This window comes from Pueribacillus theae, assembly GCF_003097615.1.
GTDB classification, from domain to species: Bacteria; Bacillota; Bacilli; order Bacillales; family UBA6769; genus Pueribacillus; species Pueribacillus theae.
On sequence record NZ_QCZG01000008.1, the window covers coordinates 1 to 18,092 of the forward strand.

The 18,092-nt window shown below is 38.4% G+C and carries 20 protein-coding genes; 4 read left to right on the forward strand and 16 right to left on the reverse strand.

The features are described 5' to 3' along the window. Positions 1–154: 154 nt before the first annotated feature. Positions 155–529: a DUF308 domain-containing protein gene (locus DCC39_RS05350; RefSeq protein WP_116553860.1), complete on the reverse strand. Its 375-nt coding sequence runs from the start codon at positions 527–529 to the stop codon at positions 155–157. A gap of 91 nt (positions 530–620) precedes the next feature. Further along, positions 621–1,310, reverse strand: a complete 690-nt coding sequence (locus DCC39_RS05355) for a TrkA C-terminal domain-containing protein (RefSeq protein WP_116553861.1) — start codon at positions 1,308–1,310, stop codon at positions 621–623. A 130-nt stretch (positions 1,311–1,440) separates the two neighbouring features. Between DCC39_RS05355 and DCC39_RS05360 the strand changes: the two genes are divergently transcribed. Further along, positions 1,441–2,394: a magnesium transporter CorA family protein gene (locus DCC39_RS05360; RefSeq protein ID WP_116553862.1), complete on the forward strand. Its 954-nt coding sequence runs from the start codon at positions 1,441–1,443 to the stop codon at positions 2,392–2,394. A 36-nt stretch (positions 2,395–2,430) separates the two neighbouring features. Here DCC39_RS05360 and DCC39_RS05365 read toward each other — a convergent pair whose 3' ends face one another. Further along, positions 2,431–3,483 (reverse strand): two-component system sensor histidine kinase NtrB, encoded by a 1,053-nt coding sequence (locus DCC39_RS05365; RefSeq protein WP_165820783.1) that lies wholly within the window; start codon positions 3,481–3,483, stop codon positions 2,431–2,433. Positions 3,484–3,651: 168 nt separating this feature from the next. Here DCC39_RS05365 and DCC39_RS05370 point away from each other — a divergent pair, with 168 nt between their 5' ends. Then, on the forward strand, positions 3,652–3,921 hold the full coding sequence (locus tag DCC39_RS05370) for a DUF2624 family protein (RefSeq protein ID WP_116553864.1): 270 nt from the start codon (positions 3,652–3,654) through the stop codon (positions 3,919–3,921). Between the two features lie 47 nt (positions 3,922–3,968). Here DCC39_RS05370 and DCC39_RS05375 read toward each other — a convergent pair whose 3' ends face one another. Beyond that, entirely contained in the window at positions 3,969–4,862 is an 894-nt protein-coding gene (locus tag DCC39_RS05375; RefSeq protein WP_116553961.1) for a deoxyribonuclease IV, read from the reverse strand. Positions 4,863–4,956: 94 nt separating this feature from the next. Then, positions 4,957–6,225 carry a DEAD/DEAH box helicase gene (locus DCC39_RS05380; protein ID WP_240613546.1) on the reverse strand — a complete coding sequence of 423 codons (1,269 nt, stop codon included), beginning with the start codon at positions 6,223–6,225 and terminating at the stop codon, positions 4,957–4,959. A 189-nt stretch (positions 6,226–6,414) separates the two neighbouring features. On the opposite strand from DCC39_RS05380, the gene vrrA reads away from it, so the two are divergent. Both vrrA and DCC39_RS05390 read left to right on the forward strand, forming a co-directional pair. Then, positions 6,415–6,921, forward strand: a complete 507-nt coding sequence (gene vrrA / locus DCC39_RS05385) for a VrrA/YqfQ family protein (RefSeq protein WP_116553866.1) — start codon at positions 6,415–6,417, stop codon at positions 6,919–6,921. 163 nt (positions 6,922–7,084) lie between these two features. Continuing rightward, on the forward strand, positions 7,085–8,035 hold the full coding sequence (locus DCC39_RS05390) for a 4-hydroxy-3-methylbut-2-enyl diphosphate reductase (protein WP_116553867.1): 951 nt from the start codon (positions 7,085–7,087) through the stop codon (positions 8,033–8,035). 104 nt (positions 8,036–8,139) lie between these two features. On the opposite strand, the gene DCC39_RS05395 is transcribed toward DCC39_RS05390, so the two are convergent. The 11 genes from DCC39_RS05395 to DCC39_RS05450 form a co-directional block, all read right to left on the reverse strand. Then, positions 8,140–8,520: a hotdog family protein gene (locus tag DCC39_RS05395; protein ID WP_116553868.1), complete on the reverse strand. Its 381-nt coding sequence runs from the start codon at positions 8,518–8,520 to the stop codon at positions 8,140–8,142. An 81-nt stretch (positions 8,521–8,601) separates the two neighbouring features. Next, positions 8,602–9,585 carry an MBL fold metallo-hydrolase gene (locus DCC39_RS05400; RefSeq protein ID WP_116553869.1) on the reverse strand — a complete coding sequence of 328 codons (984 nt, stop codon included), beginning with the start codon at positions 9,583–9,585 and terminating at the stop codon, positions 8,602–8,604. 296 nt (positions 9,586–9,881) lie between these two features. After that, the gene (locus DCC39_RS05405; RefSeq protein ID WP_116553870.1) at positions 9,882–10,244 is read right to left on the reverse strand and encodes a hypothetical protein; all 363 of its coding nucleotides are present in this window, start codon (positions 10,242–10,244) and stop codon (positions 9,882–9,884) included. A 51-nt stretch (positions 10,245–10,295) separates the two neighbouring features. Beyond that, a complete protein-coding gene (locus DCC39_RS05410; protein ID WP_116553871.1) occupies positions 10,296–11,414 on the reverse strand; it encodes a Nif3-like dinuclear metal center hexameric protein in 1,119 nt (372 codons plus the stop codon). Then, the gene (locus DCC39_RS05415) at positions 11,411–12,115 is read right to left on the reverse strand and encodes a tRNA (adenine(22)-N(1))-methyltransferase (RefSeq protein ID WP_116553872.1); all 705 of its coding nucleotides are present in this window, start codon (positions 12,113–12,115) and stop codon (positions 11,411–11,413) included. Before DCC39_RS05415 ends, DCC39_RS05410 begins: the two co-directional genes overlap by 4 nt. Positions 12,116–12,206: 91 nt before the next feature. Beyond that, the gene (gene cccA, locus DCC39_RS05420; protein WP_116553873.1) at positions 12,207–12,551 is read right to left on the reverse strand and encodes a cytochrome c550; all 345 of its coding nucleotides are present in this window, start codon (positions 12,549–12,551) and stop codon (positions 12,207–12,209) included. Positions 12,552–12,852: 301 nt separating this feature from the next. After that, a complete protein-coding gene (gene rpoD, locus DCC39_RS05425; RefSeq protein WP_116553874.1) occupies positions 12,853–13,965 on the reverse strand; it encodes an RNA polymerase sigma factor RpoD in 1,113 nt (370 codons plus the stop codon). Positions 13,966–14,004: 39 nt separating this feature from the next. Beyond that, positions 14,005–15,834 (reverse strand): DNA primase, encoded by a 1,830-nt coding sequence (gene dnaG / locus DCC39_RS05430; protein WP_116553962.1) that lies wholly within the window; start codon positions 15,832–15,834, stop codon positions 14,005–14,007. Positions 15,835–15,848: 14 nt separating this feature from the next. Continuing rightward, positions 15,849–16,148 carry a DUF188 domain-containing protein gene (locus DCC39_RS19780; RefSeq protein WP_116553875.1) on the reverse strand — a complete coding sequence of 100 codons (300 nt, stop codon included), beginning with the start codon at positions 16,146–16,148 and terminating at the stop codon, positions 15,849–15,851. Positions 16,149–16,579: 431 nt separating this feature from the next. Continuing rightward, entirely contained in the window at positions 16,580–17,395 is an 816-nt protein-coding gene (locus DCC39_RS05445; protein WP_116553877.1) for a pyruvate, water dikinase regulatory protein, read from the reverse strand. A gap of 28 nt (positions 17,396–17,423) precedes the next feature. Further along, entirely contained in the window at positions 17,424–18,056 is a 633-nt protein-coding gene (locus DCC39_RS05450; RefSeq protein WP_240613552.1) for a helix-turn-helix transcriptional regulator, read from the reverse strand. Positions 18,057–18,092: the final 36 nt, after the last annotated feature.

The following is an 18,092-nucleotide window of genomic DNA, read 5'->3' on the forward strand; positions in this document are numbered from 1 at the left end:
AAGCAAACTTTTGATTTGCTTGGAACCTTTTTATTTACTACTTTTGGCTAGTTATGTCCCAGCCTCTTTTGAAGTATAAATTGGCAGTTCACCAATTTATTCTAATCTAACCTCACCTTTCACTTCCCAGAAAAACACAAGGCGTTTTTTCTTATTAGATAAAGGGTGAGAAAAAGAGGCTGACAATGATTGAAACGGCACCTATGACAATTGCCCAGTTTCCCATTGTGTTGGCATCACGCCTTTTTGCCAAAAAGCCAACGATAATGCCTGCAGCTCCTAATATGATTGGCATAAACAGAAGTGAAAGAATCGACAAAACGAGTGCGAAAATCCCGATACTGCTTTTTGCATCGACCTTTGTATTTTCCTCTTTATCCTCTTCTAGATGGCGTTGTCGATCATATTCATGTTGCCTTCCATCTTGGATCGGTACAACTTCAGCAGCAGTTTCTTCTAAAAAGCGATGACGTTGCTCAGGATTCTCTTCGTTTTTTGGTTTTTCGCTTTGAAATTCTTCCTCTTTCATCTTCATCCCCCACTTTCTTGAATTTAGGAGCATTTTTAGTATGGGGCTTATCCACCATTCTTTATAGATGCCAATCATTTCAAATTAGAATTTAACCAGCCGTTTGTTGGTTTCCGCCTTTTATTTCGTCAGCAAATCTCCTCTTTATATCATGGCGATTTCCATAAACAAACAAAACATCGCCTTCCTTTATCGTCTCTTCATAAAGGTATTTTCGAATGACCTCTTCTCCTCTCTCTATACATAAGAGAAAAATATCTTCATCATCTTTTATAACTTCCACGCTCCTTTTACCAATTAATGATGAGTCTTTAGAAATGCTGATTTTTGTCAAAAAATCATTATCTTTTAAATACAACACATCTTTAATCGGCAGTTCGTCCATTTCAAAATGCTCTTCCAAATTTCCTTTTAACTTTTTCTGAAGAATTGTAGTGATCATTTTTGTTTTGAGCAATAAAAATACGAGAGCTACCACAAGTAAGATGATAAACATTCTTGGCAAACGAAGATCATCGGAAAGATAATTGCTTAATACAGAGATAAGAACAGCTAATGAAAAAGCGCCGAACAGGATAAGAAAAGCGCTGATTTTCCGACGGACAGGATGATCCGCTATTAACTTTGCTTCATCGGTTGTAAAGCCTGTGTTTGTAAGCATGGAAATCGATTGATAGCGGGAAACTTTTTTGTCAATCCCAGTCAATTGAAGAAGAAATGTTGCAATTTCAATGATGAAACCGATGATCGCCATATAAATGAGAATAAAAACGATTTCCATTTACCTAGCCAACCTTTCAATCATTCTTTTTCTACGTTTCCCCAATATATGATTCGTTAAACTAAAACAGGTTTTTTGCACAAAGATTAAGGGAATTTTAATTGATATTGATGAGAAGGTGGTGAAGGATATGGATCAAGAGAAAAATGATGTTTTTCAATTTAAAGAAGGGTGGAAATGGTTTGATTTTCATTTAATTAATGAGGATTCCCTTCAGGAGTTAAAGGAGGATTTCGGCAAAACTGAGGTTTGGATCAAAAACCAGTTAAATACTGAAACAAATTTTTTATATGTTGACACAAATGAATACGGCGTTCCTTTTGTTATCGGATCTCTAAATTATTCGCAAGATCCAGATAATCCGGAGGTAAATAAACTTTTTCATTATAAGGTTTCAAAAGATAAGCTCCTTACTATAAATCTTGACTTGGATTTTCTGGAAAATGTGAATAAAAATAAATTGTTGAATCGGTTGGATCGTTGCAGAGATGGTTCTGAAGGTTTTTTGATTCTTATTGGAGAACTTTTACATACCTTCCTGCAAGGCATTGACGATTTTGAAGAGCATTTGATTGATCTTGAAAAAGCGATCCATTTTAAAAACAACGGCAAATCCCTTGAAAAAATCTTCGAGCATCGATCTGAGATGCTCTTTCTAAAACAGTTAGTGATCCCGATTGAAGAGATTTTAACTGCAGTTGAAGAAGCTTTCCTTGAAGATTTAAACACCGAAACATTTAAAAGAACCAAACTAAGGTTAAAACGCACGATGAATTTGCTCTCCCATTATGAAGGTCAAATTGAAACACTGCTCCGTATGAACATGAACCTATACTCGTACCGAGGCAATGAAATTATAAAAGCACTCACCGTTTTTACCGTTTTATTCACACCTATTTCGGCTCTTGGCGCTATTTGGGGAATGAATTTTGAATATATACCTGAATTCAAATGGAAATACGGCTATTTATTTGCCTGGGTCGTTATCATCATGATGTCAGCAGCCATTTATTGGTGGCTCTATAAAAAAGGCTGGACAGGTGACATTTTAACGAGCATGAAAAATGAAAAGAAGCCGAAATAAGAATATTTTATTTCGGTTTCTTAGATTTTAAAACATTCATGAATATTGGTTTTCCAATTTTTTTACTAGCGGCAATTGAATGGTTATTTTAGTTCCTTTGTTTTGTGCGCTATCAATTTTAAATATTCCATCATGTTCTTTGATTATTTTTTTACACATAGGAATACCTATCCCTGTACCTGTGTCTTTCGTCGTATAGAAAGGATTGCCCAATTCTGCCATGACTTGTTCACTCATTCCAGGCCCATTATCTTCTATTACAATAAAAAATTTGCCATTAACATCGCCCGCGTGCAAACGAAAAACGCATTTTTTTGGTATTTCACTGCATGCTTCAATCGAGTTTCTAAGCAAATTAAGCATCACTTGTTTAATCATGCTCTCATTTACATACAAATACCCTTCAGTGCTGCATAACTTGTAGTCGAAATTAATGTTGTGCAGCAAGCACTCTGAATGAATCAAAGCCGTGATTGAATTAAGCAATTCATGAGGAGTCATATGGCGTTTATCCACTTTTTTCCTTGCTACAGATAAAAAGTCCTCAATAATATGATTCATTCGCTTTATTTCAGAAAGGATGGTTTGGTAATACTTTTTGAAATTCCCTGTCACATTCGATAATTGTATAAATCCTTGGATAACCGAAAGTGGATTTCTTAATTCATGGGCCACGCCTGCAGCAAGATGTGAAACAGATTCAAGCTGCATTTTGTTCAGAAGCAATTGATCGTATTGCTCCTCAAAAGTCCGATCCTGAATCGTAACGAAAATACGGTTTCCTTTCATTCGTTTTACCCGCAAAAAATAAGTGCCGCTGTTTTTTTTGTAAATGGTCGACGCCATGTTTCGTTTGCCAGAGATTTCACTCATTAATTGTTCAATTACTTTGGCCACTGGCCGGCTGTTTAAAAAAAGAGAAAAGCTTTTTCTTTCTAAATCTTTTTTATCGTCTAACGCAAAGGAAGACAATGCAAACTCATTGCATTTCACAATGATTCCGTCTTCTATTATCATACACGCGATAAGCAAATCTGAAAAGAAGTCCTCATCACCTGTTGATATAAGTTCATCTAAATATGAGTGCACGCAATAATCTCCCCTTTTAAAAAACATTGCCATCTATTTTCGATAGGAGGATAACAGATATCATATTAATTTTATTATACAGCAACTTCCATTTTTGAAAATATGTATCAATCCGTTTCACTGATTTTTGTTTTTTTTCATAAAGTAAAGTAGAGTGAGGTGAAATAAGTGAATCAGGCTTTTTTACAACAAATGATTAATCATAAAATCAATAACATAACTGCTGGTGAGCTTGTTCAATTATCTTCTGATTACGGTATCCACATATCAAAAGGCGAGGCGCAAAAAGTCATTTCAATTTTAAGAAAAGAAAGGGTAAATATTGCAAACCAAAAACAAATCAATAAAATCTTATTAAAAATAAAAAGAGAAGTAAATCCGAATGCAATGAAACAAGTTCAGAAATTATTGGCCCGCTTTATGAATAATCTTACTTAAACCGATACCCCACTTTGAGTATCGGTTTTATTTGTTATAGCTATCTTCTACAAGTCTAAAAGCATTTCCTTCATTTTTTCATTAAAATTTTTGGAACGCAACATTTCAATCTCCAGCTTATATGGAGGTTTCTTATTCTTTTTATCTGTTCCTACATATGGCGTCTCTAAAATTTTTGGAATAGACGTAAGCTGTGGATGATGGACGATGTATTGTAAAGCATCAAATCCAATATAGCCAAAACCAATGTTTTCATGGCGGTCTTTTTGGGATCCCATCGGATTTTTACTATCATTTATATGCAGTACTTTCAAACGGTCCATCCCGATAATTTTGTCGAATTCATTTAGGACACCGTCAAAATCTTCGGCAATATTATAGCCCGCGTCATGAGTATGGCAAGTATCGAAACAAATTGTCAAATGTTCATTATGGGTGACCCCATCAATAATTCTCGCCAGCTCATCAAATGTTCGTCCACATTCTGAGCCTTTGCCAGCCATTGTCTCTAACGCAATATTGACATCTTGATTATTTGTCAAGACTTCATTTAAGCCTTCAATGATTTTTTTGATTCCTTCTTCAGGCCCTGCGCCGACATGCGCCCCTGGATGAAGGACGATTTGCTTTGCACCAATTGCTTCAGTTCGTTCGATTTCTGATCGCAGAAAGTCAACCCCTAACCGGAACGTCGCTGGCTTCGTTGTATTCGCGATATTAATAATATATGGTGCGTGAACAACAATTTCTTCAATCCCATGATCAGACATATGCGCTTTTCCAGCTTCTATATTCAATTCATCGATTGGTTTTCTTCTCGTATTTTGTGGGGCGCCTGTATAAATCATGAATGTATTTGATCCATAAGAAATGGCTTCTTCACTTGAAGCAAGCAGCATTTTTTTTCCGCTCATTGATACGTGTGAACCTAGTTTTAACATCATCTATCTTCTCCTCTCCTCCCCAATTATACACTATAGAAAGTTGTGAAACAGGAATCACGCATCATATTATATTCGATCCTAGCATCTTGCTTTAGCGCCGCTTCTTGTGTTGCCTTTCCTGGCTTTTTTTTAATTTTTTCTTATAGCCCGGCTTTATTTTTTTCGGCTTTGGAAGGGTAATTTTCGGTTCATGTATTGTAGCTTTGTGTTCCTTTCTTTTATTCATTTCAATCCATTCTCCATTTTTTAGATCGACATGGCAAAATCGAATGCCTCTTTTTTCCAATGCCCGGAGCTTGCTTTCATCTTCTTGTTGGTAGATTGTGATTGCTGTTCCGCTAGCTCCCGCTCTTCCGGTTCTGCCCACCCGGTGAATATAAAAATCGATGTCCTCCGGCATCTCGGCATTAATGACATGGCTCACTCCCTTTATGTCAATTCCTCGTGACGCAAGGTCTGTTGCCACAACATACTGGCATTCGAGTCGCTCAATCCTTTTCATAGCCTGCTTCCGTTCCCTTGGCGCCAGACCCCCATGCAATGTTTCAACTTTACATCCATTTTCCAGCATGGCAGAACTAATTTCGTCCGCTTTTGTTTTCGTATTTGCAAAAATTAAGGCTAAAAACGGATGAATTGCCTTGGAGATTTCAACGACAAGCTTGCTTACATCTCGATGTCTGGATGGAAGTAATAAGTGCTCAATTTCTTTTGCCGCAGCTTGTTTTGGTTCAATTTGGACAAATTTTGGATTTTGCATGTACTTTTTCAAAAAAGGCTGCATTTTTTCAGGAATTGTTGCAGAAAAAACGAGCATTTGCAGCTTTTCAGCCATGCGTGCCGCAATGTAATCAACCTCTTCAAGAAAGCCCATGTCAAGCATTTGATCGGCTTCGTCAACAACCAACATATAAGCAGTGTATATATCAAGCGCATTGTTTTTTACTAAATCGGATATTCTGCCGGGTGTTCCAATCACAACGTGTGGAACGTTTTTTAATTTTTCAATCATCCGCCTGCGATCTGTACCGCCGACAATTTTTTTTACCCGATAACCGTTTTCTTTTTCAGGCAAAAATTTCAGGAATTCTTTATAAATTTGATCTGCCAATTCTCTGGTAGGTGCTGTTATGATCGCTTGGCATTCATTCATTACAGGGTCAATCCGTTCAATAATCGGAAGCAAATAAGCAAGCGTTTTACCTGTACCTGTCTGGGACTGTCCGATCGCGCTGGACCCGTTCAATATAGAAGGGATTAATCGTTCTTGAATTTCAGTCGGTTCATGAAAGTGCTGCTTACCAAGCGCTTCTAATATAAACGCTTTAAAATGGAATTTCCTAAATTTTGTATTGTTCAATGCAATGCCCCCGTTCTTTTTTGACTTTCTATATTTTACACAATAAAAGTAGATGATCCAAACGGTACACAAATAATGATGCGTGTTCAAAGTGTAAATGCCCATTTTACTTAGATCCAACACCCCACTTTTATAACAAGCATATTAATAATTAGGATTACTCACTTGGTACGGAATGGAGGGTTTGTTTTGAACGGATTTTTCCCTGGTCCAATGCAAGGGCCTAACCCATTTATGTATGGCCAAATGCCTCAAGTCCCGGTTTCTAATGCGATTCCCGCAACCCAACAAGGAGCCACGGGGTTTTTAGGCAAATTGTTAGGAGGGGGTTCAGCTGCAGGTACGGGCGCAGGTGCAGCGGGATCCGCTGCCTCCGGGCTTGGTTCAATCAACATAGAATCTTTACTTGGCAATATTCAAAAAGCGCTGAACATGGCTGAGCAAGTCACGCCGATGATTCAACAATATGGTCCACTAATTAAAAGCGCTCCGGCACTGCTCTCATTATTTAAAGATTCTTCCGATGAAGATGAAGATGATGAAGAATTAGAAGAGGAAGAGGAAAAAGAAAAAAAACCGAAACGCCCAAAAAAAAGAACTTCTAAATCAGCAAATGGAAAAGAAAAAGAAGAACCTAAGAAAAAAACACAAAAAACTGAAAAAACTGGGGAATCAGTGCCAAAACTTTATATTTGAAATCAAGAAGACCCATTTTCAGAATCTCCAGTTAGGTACTCCTTTCATTGTCTTCCAATGGTTACTCCCGTATAATATAAAGATGAGAAGTAGGATTTGATTGAATTGGCGGACGGCCAATTTATATTTATTTTTCAAAAAAGGGATCTAGGGGAGTGATCGGATGGATGTCATTAAAATTTCACCGCGCGGCTATTGCTATGGGGTTGTTGATGCAATGGTCATTGCCAAAAACGCGGCTATGGATAAATCGCTGCCAAGACCGATTTATATACTAGGTATGATTGTTCACAATAAACACGTAACTGACGCTTTCTCTGAGGAAGGGATTATTTCGCTTGATGGAGAAAATCGGCTGGATATATTAAAAAAAGTGGATAAAGGCACTGTTATTTTTACTGCCCATGGGGTATCTCCTGAAGTAAAAAAACTAGCAAAAGAAAAAGGGCTTACCTGTTTGGATGCCACTTGCCCTGATGTAACAAATACACATAACTTGATTAAAGAAAAAACGGAACAAGGCTATGACGTCATCTATATTGGAAAGAAGGGCCATCCCGAACCGGAGGGAGCGATTGGTGTTGCGCCCCACGCCGTCCATCTCATTGAAAACGAAGGAGATGTAGATAATTTTAACTTAACGAATGATAAATTGATTATTACAAACCAAACAACAATGAGCCAATGGGATGTCCTTCATGTAATGGACAAGATTAAAGAGAAATTCCCTCACGCGGAAGTCCATAAGGAAATATGCATGGCAACGCAAGTCCGCCAGGAAGCTGTGGCAAAACAAGCCAGTGAAGCAGATTTACTTCTTGTAGTAGGCGATCCAAAAAGCAACAACTCGAACCGCCTTGCCCAAGTATCTGAAGAAATAGCAGGTACAAGAGCTTACAGAATCGGTGACGTAACTGAAATTAAGCAGGAATGGCTTGATGGCGTCAAAAAAGTCGCCGTTACATCTGGCGCAAGTACACCCACTCCAATTACGAAGGAAGTGATCGCTTATCTCGAAAAATACGATCCAAATGATCCTTCAACGTGGCCAACAGAGAAAAAAGTTCCACTTTCGAAAATTCTACCGAAAGTAAAAGTCCAAAAGACTACTTAAATTTAAACTGCACTTCAAAAAGGATAGATGTAAGGGAGAAATACCTGCTTTCATCTATCCTTTTTGTACTGCGTAGGATCTCATTTAGTTTTTACCCTATGGCATTATAATAATATTACTCCCGCGAAGTTTCCTCTCAATACTCGCTTCTCATTCTGATTTGTGCATAGGAAAGATGCCGAAATAGATATTCGGTTATTATCTTGCTTTTCAAACTTCTCAATTGTTGCTTCACATCCTATTGTATCTCCAGTAAAGACTGGTCTCAAAAACTCAAAATTCATCGTACGAGCCAGCACATTGTTATCTCCACCAATTTTTGTAGGTAATGTAGCAGTCAACAACCCTTGAACGACAAGTCTCCCCTGTTCATCAGGATTCATATGGTGACTTCCCTTATCCCAAGATATTTTTGTAAATACTTCAACATCTTCTTTTGTGAATGTCCGTTCAAATGAAATGATATCGCCTACTTTTAAAGACAATTGTATTCTCCCCTTTATAAATTAAATAGCATATAGTCGATTATTGCGGAATTATAGAAAGCCCCCATCCCACCTTTTTAATTATGTGAGAAAATCTTGAGGCTTCCAACCTCTTGGTTTGATGTTCTTATCCATCCATTTCTTTTGTGGTGCTTGGTATGGGGCCGTGGCGATTAAATATTTATTGTGCCAAATTGCCGCTCCCGAACGAATCATTTCATCAAGTAGGATTTGTATAAATTCTTCTGGATGAAGCTGGAAAGCGTAGCGTGCAAAATCTTGGAACCAACCACACTTTAGAAGGTAGTTATCGATTTCTTCTTTTGCTAATCCGTTTTTAATGATTAATGTGAATGAAAAAATCCTTTTGCAGGCGTGCCATGAAATCTTTTCTGGTGCCTTGAGCCACTTTTCAAATCGTTTTCTTGCTGCATCAATGGAAGCGACCGGATTGTCTATTTGGGGCCCATGTCCTGAATATGCATGTCCGATCCGGAGCCTGGACAACCGATCCAAACTTTCCAACGATCGTTGGATTGATGCAACACCCTCCCGAAAGATATTTAACCATCCGATATCATTTTTGTGAAAGAGATCCCCACAAATTAATATCTCTTCTTCAGGTTCATATAAAGAAATATGCCCCAACGTATGTCCCGGTGTGTGCAAGACTTTCAACGTTCTACTTCCTGTATGAATCTCATCGTTATCTGAGAGTTTTGTATCGATTCGATAAGGTTCTACTGGCTGATCTAACCATTCTGCACTACAGGCTTCAGGGTCACAAGAATTAATTAAATTGGCTTCCCATTTATATGCAGCAATCGCAACACCATAATTTTTCTGAAGATGAAAATTGCCTCCTACATGGTCACTATGATAGTGCGTGTTCACAATAAGGTGTAATTCTTCTGGTGAAACGCCTACTTCTTTAATTAATTGTTCCGTATCTTTCACATCACTCCCGAAACCAGTATCAATAAGGATCGAGAGCTGATCCTTAATAAGGATCATGTTTGCACTTGGGAATTTTCTTTCAAAGAAAATAATGCTGGATTTTCTCATAATCTAAATCCTCCTCGTAAATTCAATGACTAAACAATCACGAGTGAACGTTCGCTCAATTACATTATACACAATTTAAAGAATAGTAAAAATAGATTTACTATTGCTTCATTGAAGGCTAATAAACAAAAAAGTACACCACTATATATAAGTGATGTAGTGCAGCTTTTTTTAAATTAAGGCTCTGTTAAATTTTAATGTTGATAATTGCATAAAAATTTAAAGAAACCCTAATAAATAGGGTTTCCTCCATTCTTATTCAACTAACGCCCTTTTTAGTGCAATAAACATATGCTTTAGTTATTAACCAATTTAACTAAATGCGGTTCTAATGCAATAAAATGTGGCATCCAGCAGTCAGAATTCTCTGTTCCAATTTCGTGATTATTGACGCAAACCCTGTTTAAACCATCTAATCCGTCATTACCACAACAACCATTTAGTCTACTTTCATCTGGGTGGTAGTTTGAATTAATTAAATCCTTTAGATTTATAATAATGTTCCCTTTTGTTCCAATATTTTCTTCATCTTTATCAACTATAAAAAATCCTTCCGGGATATAGTCTTTACCATCATTTTCGTTAAGTAATGATAAGTCATCCAATTCCTTAACTTGTTTTGAAATTTCTACATTACACTTTCGGCAAATTATCTTCATAAATAAGAACACCCCCATCATCATTCATTTTGGATGTGATACAAGCCAAAGTTAAAGAAAAATAAATGGATCGGTGTTTATTTTTGATGCAATAACTTCTGTTGAGTATTTGTTGTCCTCTAATACTTGGGACAAACGAAGCTTGATTCCTTCTTTCATTACTTTTTCAACATTGTGGCCGGGATCAATGATATTTAAATCTTCCATTATTGCATCATGAGCAACATGGTAATAAAGATCACCCGTTACATAGACGTCGGCCCCTTTCATTTTTGCTTGCGAAACATATTTGTTCCCATCGCCGCCAAGAACTGCCACTTTTTTTACTTTCGCATCTAACTTGCCGATTGCCCTTACACCTTTCACTGAAAATGACTTTTTGACATGATCGGCAAATTCCCGTAATGTCATTTCCTCTGGCAGTGTTCCTATTCTTCCCAGTCCCAATTGTTCTCCAGTATTCGAAAGAGTGTACAAATCATAGGCAACCTCTTCATAGGGGTGTGCCTTTAGCATCGCTTGGACGACCTTTTTCTCTATATTTTCAGGGAAGATGCTTTCAATTTTCACTTCACCGACAAATTCTTGTTTTCCATGCTCGCCTATATGAGGGTTGCTCTCATCACCCGGCCGAAATGAGCCCGTTCCCTTGCTCATAAAGCTGCAATGGCTGTAATTGCCTATCGCACCCGCTCCTGCATCGCCAATTGCCTGCCTTGCCTTCTCTGTGTCAGATTCTGGTACAAAAACAGCTAATTTTTTAAAAGGAATTTCCACAGTCGGAACAAGCACTTCGCAATTCTCCAATTGAAGTGCTTCTGCAAGAAGATCGTTCACGCCGCCTTTGGCTACATCAAGATTCGTATGGGCAGCATATACAGTAATGTCGTTCTTTACTAATTTTTCAACGATTCTCCCATACGTTGTTCCCATATCAATTTTTTTCAAAGGACGGTAAATGAGCGGATGATGTGCGATGATAAAATCGACTTGTTCTGCGATCGCTTCATCTACCACTTCTTCAAGTACATCAAGTGCAATCATTACTTTTTTTACCGGTTTATTCAATGTTCCAACTTGCAAGCCGATTTTGTCCCCTTCTAAAGCATAAGTTTTCGGGCTAAATTGTTCGAAAAGCTGAATTAAATGCTGTCCATTTACAAATTTCATGATAGAACCTCCTTGATAAGCTTAATTTGTTTGAACACTTCGTTCTTTTTGCGGGCTAATTCATCCGATCTAGCGGCGTTGTTTAGATTCGCTAAAATGAACTCGCTTTTTTCTAATTCAATCTGCCATTTTTTTTGGAATGCCTCGTTTTTATCTTTTAATAAATAAGGACCGAACATCATTGTTTTTTCTATATTTTCACGATCTACTTTCCATTTCCCCGGCTCAGCAACAAGCACTTCGTAAATTTTTTTGTCTTCTTCTAAAATTTCTTCATGAATCAACTTCCAATGATTGTTATAGAGCCATCTTCTTACGTTGTCTGCAGCGACATTCGGCTGTAAGATTAGCCGCTCAGCATGATTCAGCTTCGTTTTCCCTTTTTCAAGGATTGAGCGAATCAAACCGCCCCCCATACCGGCAATTGTAATTTGCTGAACTTCTCCATTCTCTACAACGCTAAGGCCATTGCCGAGCCGAACAGATATATAATCTGACAGTCCGAGCTTATTCACGAGCTCTTTTGCTGAAAGAAAAGGGCCTTCGTTTACTTCACCAGCGATTGCAAAGGGCACAACGCCTTTTAAATAAGCATAGCATGGAAGATATGCGTGATCACTGCCAATATCGGCTAATCTTTTTCCCGGAAGCAAAAAACTTGCCACACATTCCAGCCGCTGCGATAATTTTTTTTCGTTCACTGCGATCACCTAATTTTCTATTCAAAATAGTTACACACCGTAAAAAATAAGCTTTCCAATAATTGATCGGAAAGCTTACATTTTTCAATATTTATTTATGTTCTGCGAGCCATTCAGCAAGCAGTTGCTGTGCTTCTCCAGTAACTAGCCCGGCAGGCATGCCCGACCCTTTACCGTTTTGGATAATGTCGGCAATTTGTTCAGCATCATACTTAGCACCAACCTTATTAAGTGCCGGCCCCATACCGCCTTCCAATTCGCCACCATGGCAAGAAGAACAATTCTGCTGAAAAATTTCTTCAGGACTAGCCAATTCTTCCTTTTCACCACCGGCTTCCTCGTTCATTTGGTGAATACCGAAAGAAGAAAGGATAATAACAAGTAAGATTCCAACAATACCGGTGATAAGATACGGAATAATCGGATTGCGCATCATTGTGATTTTCCTCCTTATGCGATTAAGTTTGCTGCGTTTTTTTAAAAATATGTATAGATAGAAACCACTTATATATTTTACTTGATTATAGACAAGAAGAAAAGCCTTTCATATGTTTTTTCAGGTAATGTCATGAATTATTCAAGAACTTCGTTTCGCTGTTATTGTTTTTCAATCGATTTGCAAAAGAAAAAGAAAGTGAGTAGAATAATAAAAAAGAATAGTTTACTCCCTGTTAGAGATTGTTCAAAAAGCCGTCCTCCTTTTTGAACACGCACTATTAGGAAGTAAACTAAATTGGTTAATCGAGAAAATCTTTTAGACGTTTGCTTCGGCTCGGATGGCGTAATTTTCTTAACGCTTTCGCCTCGATTTGACGGATTCGTTCCCGGGTGACTCCGAAGACTTTTCCGACCTCTTCGAGCGTCCGTGTTCTGCCATCGTCTAAACCAAAACGCAGGCGCAAGACATTTTCTTCACGGTCTGTCAATGTGTCAAGTACGTCTTCAAGCTGTTCCTTCAGAAGCTCATATGCCGCCGCATCTGAAGGGGCTAAAGCTTCTTGATCTTCAATGAAGTCACCGAGATGAGAATCGTCTTCCTCGCCGATCGGCGTTTCTAAAGAAACTGGTTCTTGGGCAATTTTAAGAATTTCACGCACTTTTTCGGTAGATAAGTCCATCTCTTTTCCAATTTCTTCTGGAGTAGGTTCTCTTCCTAAATCTTGCAAAAGCTGCCTTTGTACGCGGATGAGCTTATTAATTGTTTCGACCATATGGACAGGAATGCGAATTGTTCTGGCTTGATCCGCAATCGCCCTTGTAATCGCTTGGCGAATCCACCATGTCGCATACGTACTAAACTTAAAGCCTTTGCGATAATCAAATTTCTCAACGGCTTTAATTAATCCCATATTTCCTTCCTGAATTAAGTCCAAGAAAAGCATGCCACGGCCAACGTATCGTTTTGCAATACTGACAACGAGACGTAAATTCGCTTCAGCTAAGCGGCGTTTTGCTTCTTCGTCGCCTTGTTCAATCCGCTTTGCAAGCTCAATTTCTTCCTCTGCTGATAATAAATCAACTCGGCCAATTTCTTTTAAATACATACGAACCGGATCGTTGATTTTTACTCCTGGCGGAACACTTAAATCATTTAAATCAAATTCTTCTTCTTTCTCAGCCTCCTGCAAACTAGGCTCATCCGTATCTTCTATCACTTCGATGCCCTGTTCTTCCAGAAAGTCATAAAACTCATCCATTTGTTCGGGTTCTTGTTCAAATGAAGCGAGCTTCTCGGAAATAGTAGAATAAGTTAAAATACCTGTTTTTTTGCCAAGTTCAACGACTTGTTCCTTTACTTGATCGATGGTTAGATCACCTTCTGCTTCTTGCCGCATTGGATTCTCTGCCATTCGATCCCCTCCTTCCAGACTACTTGAACACTCAATCTATTATGGCAACCCATGTTTATCCATTTTCAAAGCTTTTTTCATTTCGATAATTTCTTTTGCGATTTGGGCAGCTGCAATAAAATCATTTCTTCGCTCAGCTTCATTCTTCTCTTTCACTTTTTCTTTTATACTTAGCCATTTTGGATAAGTTTCAACCGAATGGATATAATCTTGAAGCTCTTCATCGGATAACTCATCATTGAGTTCGATAATTGCCAGCTCTGATGCTGTTTGAAGTACTTGTTTATCATCAATCGTTTCCAATAAAGCACTGACATTCGGAAGATAGCCCTTTTCATAAAAAGCGTAAATATAGGCTGCCAACGCACTGTGCGCTTCAACGTTGAATGAACCGCCAATTGCTTCTCTTACTTTATATGCAACTTCATCGCTTTTCATCATATGGGCTAAAAGTAAACGTTCAGCATTTTGGTAAGCTGGCAAAAGGCGGTTTGCCGCTAAACTTTTCTCTGACTTAGCATTTCTCATATTAAAGTCTTTATCCATTTTTCTTTTCGACTGCAAATAATATTGAAATTGCTGCTTCTTAAGAGCGTCTAGGGAAAGGGAGAATTCATCGGCAAGCTGTCTTAAATAGTGGTCGCGTTCAACCGCCTTTGGAAGACGGCTAATTTCTTGCAGCACTTCTTCGACATAACGAATACGTTCCCCTTCATCCAAAAGGTTTTTCCCACGGCGAAGCGTCTCCATTTTAAAAGACATTTGTGTCGACGCCTGCGCAATGACTTCACCAAGAAATTTTTTTGGACCGTATGTCTGAATATAATCGTCTGGGTCATAGCCATCGGGCATTTTAGCGATTTTTACATAACAACCAGCGCTTTCAAGGACTTCCGACGCCCGGAGAGCGGCTGACACTCCGGCTTCATCTGAATCGTAGCAAACAACTACTGTTTCAGCTGTTCTTCGAATCTGTTTCGCCTGCTCCTCTGTAAGAGAAGTGCCAAGCGTCGCAACCGCATTGGTTACACCGGCTTTCCAGGCAGAAATGACATCGATATATCCTTCAAAGAGCACAGCTTGGCGTTTAGAGCGAATACTTGAGCGCGCCAAATGAAGTCCATATAACGTTTTGCTTTTATTAAAAATCGGTGTTTCCGGGCTATTTAAATATTTCGGTTCGCCTTTTCCAAGGATTCTTGCTCCGAACGCGATGGTTTCGCCTTTCGCGTTTTGGATTGGAAACATGATCCGATTTCGAAAGCGGTCAAACAGTTTACCGTCAAAATTTCGTTTTGATAAAAGCCCGGCTTTTTCAGCATCATCCAAAGAGAAGCCTCTTCTTGCTAGAAAACTTGTTGAAAATTCCCAGGAGTCCGGCGAAAATCCAATTTGAAACGTTTCGATCGTATTTTTGGCAATGCCTCGTTTATCCAAATAAGCAAGTGCGTCTTTGCCAAAGTCTGTTTCAGTAAGGCAGTAGTGATAAAGTTTAGCAAGCAGGCCATGCATCTTTTTCATGGTGTCCAAATGTTTGGAGTTGCCTCCTGCTGGCGCCTGGCTATCAACGTTCTTCGGAACATCGATTCCTGCCTTTTCCGCCAGATGGTGAACGGCCTCCAAAAATGACCAGCCTTCAATATCCATCAAAAAAGTATAAACATTTCCTCCTGCTTTACACCCAAAACAATGAAAAATTTGTTTGTCTGGCGCTACTGAAAACGAGGGTGTTTTTTCACCGTGAAATGGGCATAAACCGAAATAATTTCTGCCTTGCTTTTTGAGCGGAATGTACTCAGAGACAATGTCAACAATGTCAACCGTGCGGCGAATTTTTTCAATCGTTTCTTCAGGAATTCGATTTCCCATTCTATCACCGTTCATTATTCATTACATGCTACGATTCTAAGTAATATGATTCTAGATATATTAGCAAAGTCCTTCTTTTGACAAAATTTTTTCGATCGTTGATAAATCGACTTAAATTTCCAAATTGTATTTTTTGGGATCCTTTTCTTCTTTCCCAAAACGGATGGTTTTTTTGGATAGATGCCACTCGTATTGTTCGTGTACATAATACCCAAAGGTGAAGCGGCATAAACGTTTTCAGGAAGGATAAGAGCGGTCAGGCCTAGATCAATTGTCAAGACAATATCTCCTTTTTTACACGATTGGCGATATATATATCTGCCGCCTCAACGTGGAATCAACGATTATTCAACAGAAACCGATCGAAATTGTTGAGCTGTTTGGTGTGGCAAAATGCGACAAAATCGTTTCTTTTTCACCACTCTTACCCAATAAAAAATCCCGTAAAACGACCGGGCAAGCCTATGCTTCGACATAAATTGAGTTTGTTTTTTTCTCTCTCATAAATTAATTCTAAGAGTAAAAGAAAAATCCTCCTTATTTATACAGTAATTATTACTTTTGAACCATTGTAAACAATTCTTTCTTATTTTATTCGTAAAAATTTAGATCACAATGTTTAATTTTAACCCATTGTATTAAAAAAATCTAGAAAGATGCAAAAAAAAAAAATCACACACACAAATCTTGCTAAGATTTTATGTATGCTTATAAAAATAATGAGGGGTAAATCTATCTTTGCGTGTTAATGTTTATAATGTTTTAAAATAAGGTTTGCTGTCTCTTCAACCGCCTTATTGGATACATCGATAACTCCGCAGCCAATTTTTTCAGTAACTTCATCAAAATATGCCAGTTCTTTTTTAATACGGTCGAGCTTTGCATAGTTCGCATCAGCATTCAAACCAAGCGCCTTTAACCGTTCTTTGCGGATGTGGTTCAATTTTTCAGGACTGATTTTTAACCCAATGCATTTGTTTACTGGCACTTTAAACAATTCTTCAGGAGGCCGCACCTCTGGAACGATTGGAACATTTGCAACCTTCAAGCGTTTAAGGGCCAAATATTGAGAAAGCGGCGTTTTCGATGTGCGGGATACGCCAATTAAAACAATATCGGCACGCAATATTCCTCTCGGATCCCGTCCGTCATCATATTTGACCGCGAATTCAATGGCTTCAATTTTACGGAAATATTCTTCATCTAGTTTATGGACGAGACCGGGTTCTTGGAGTGGTTGCTTTTTAATAAGGGATTCCAGCGTATTCATCATTGGCCCGATAATATCCACTGCCTTAACTTTAGATTCTTCAGCGAGTTCTAACAAATATTTCTTTATTTCCGGCAAGACAAGTGTAAAAGCAATGATTGCGCCAGCCTCTTTTGCCAAAGAGACGATTTCACGTACGGTTTCTCTATCTTCGACATAAGGCACCCTTCTCACTTCAATGTCAGTCGATTGAAATTGGCTTGCTGCGGCTTTTACGACTAAATCTGCCGTTTCACCCACTGAATCAGATATGACGTAAACAACGACTCGCCCGTTATGATTATCTGTCATGCAAAATCTCCTCCATTGCCACTCTCTATCAGATAAGTTCATCGACCGCTAAATCGACTAGAGCTTTCGTAATATTTGTTTTTGTCACTCTCCCAATGACTTCAAATCCATCATTATCTATTTTTTCAACGACTGGCATCGCATCGATTTGTCTTTCGATTAATTGCCTGGCAACCTCTATGAGATGGTCATCTTTATAACAAACAGCTACATTCGGCATCCTTGTCATAATAATATTAACCGGGATTTGGTTTAAATTTTGTTGGCCGAGGCTTGCCCGAAGCAAATCTTTTCTCGATACAACTCCAGCTAGTTTCGATTTTTCATCTACAATAAATAATGTACCGACATCTTCAAGAAACATTGTGGTAATCGCATCATAAACAGAAGCTGATTCTTGTACGACAACAGGGAGAGACTGAAATTCATGGACTTTAATTTTTTTAATTTTTTCTGTTAAAAGCTGGGAGCCGGTTTTGCCGGTATAAAAATACCCAACCCTAGGCCTTGCGTCAAGATAGCCAGCCATCGTCAAGATTGCCAAATCGGGGCGAAGCGTCGCTCTCGTTAAATTTAACAATTCTGCAATTTTTTCGCCGGTTATTGGCGCTTTGTCTTTCACGATTTGCAAAATTTGTTCTTGTCGTTTCGAAAGTTCGATAGGTCGTCACCTGCTTTCATGCACACGCATTCTCTA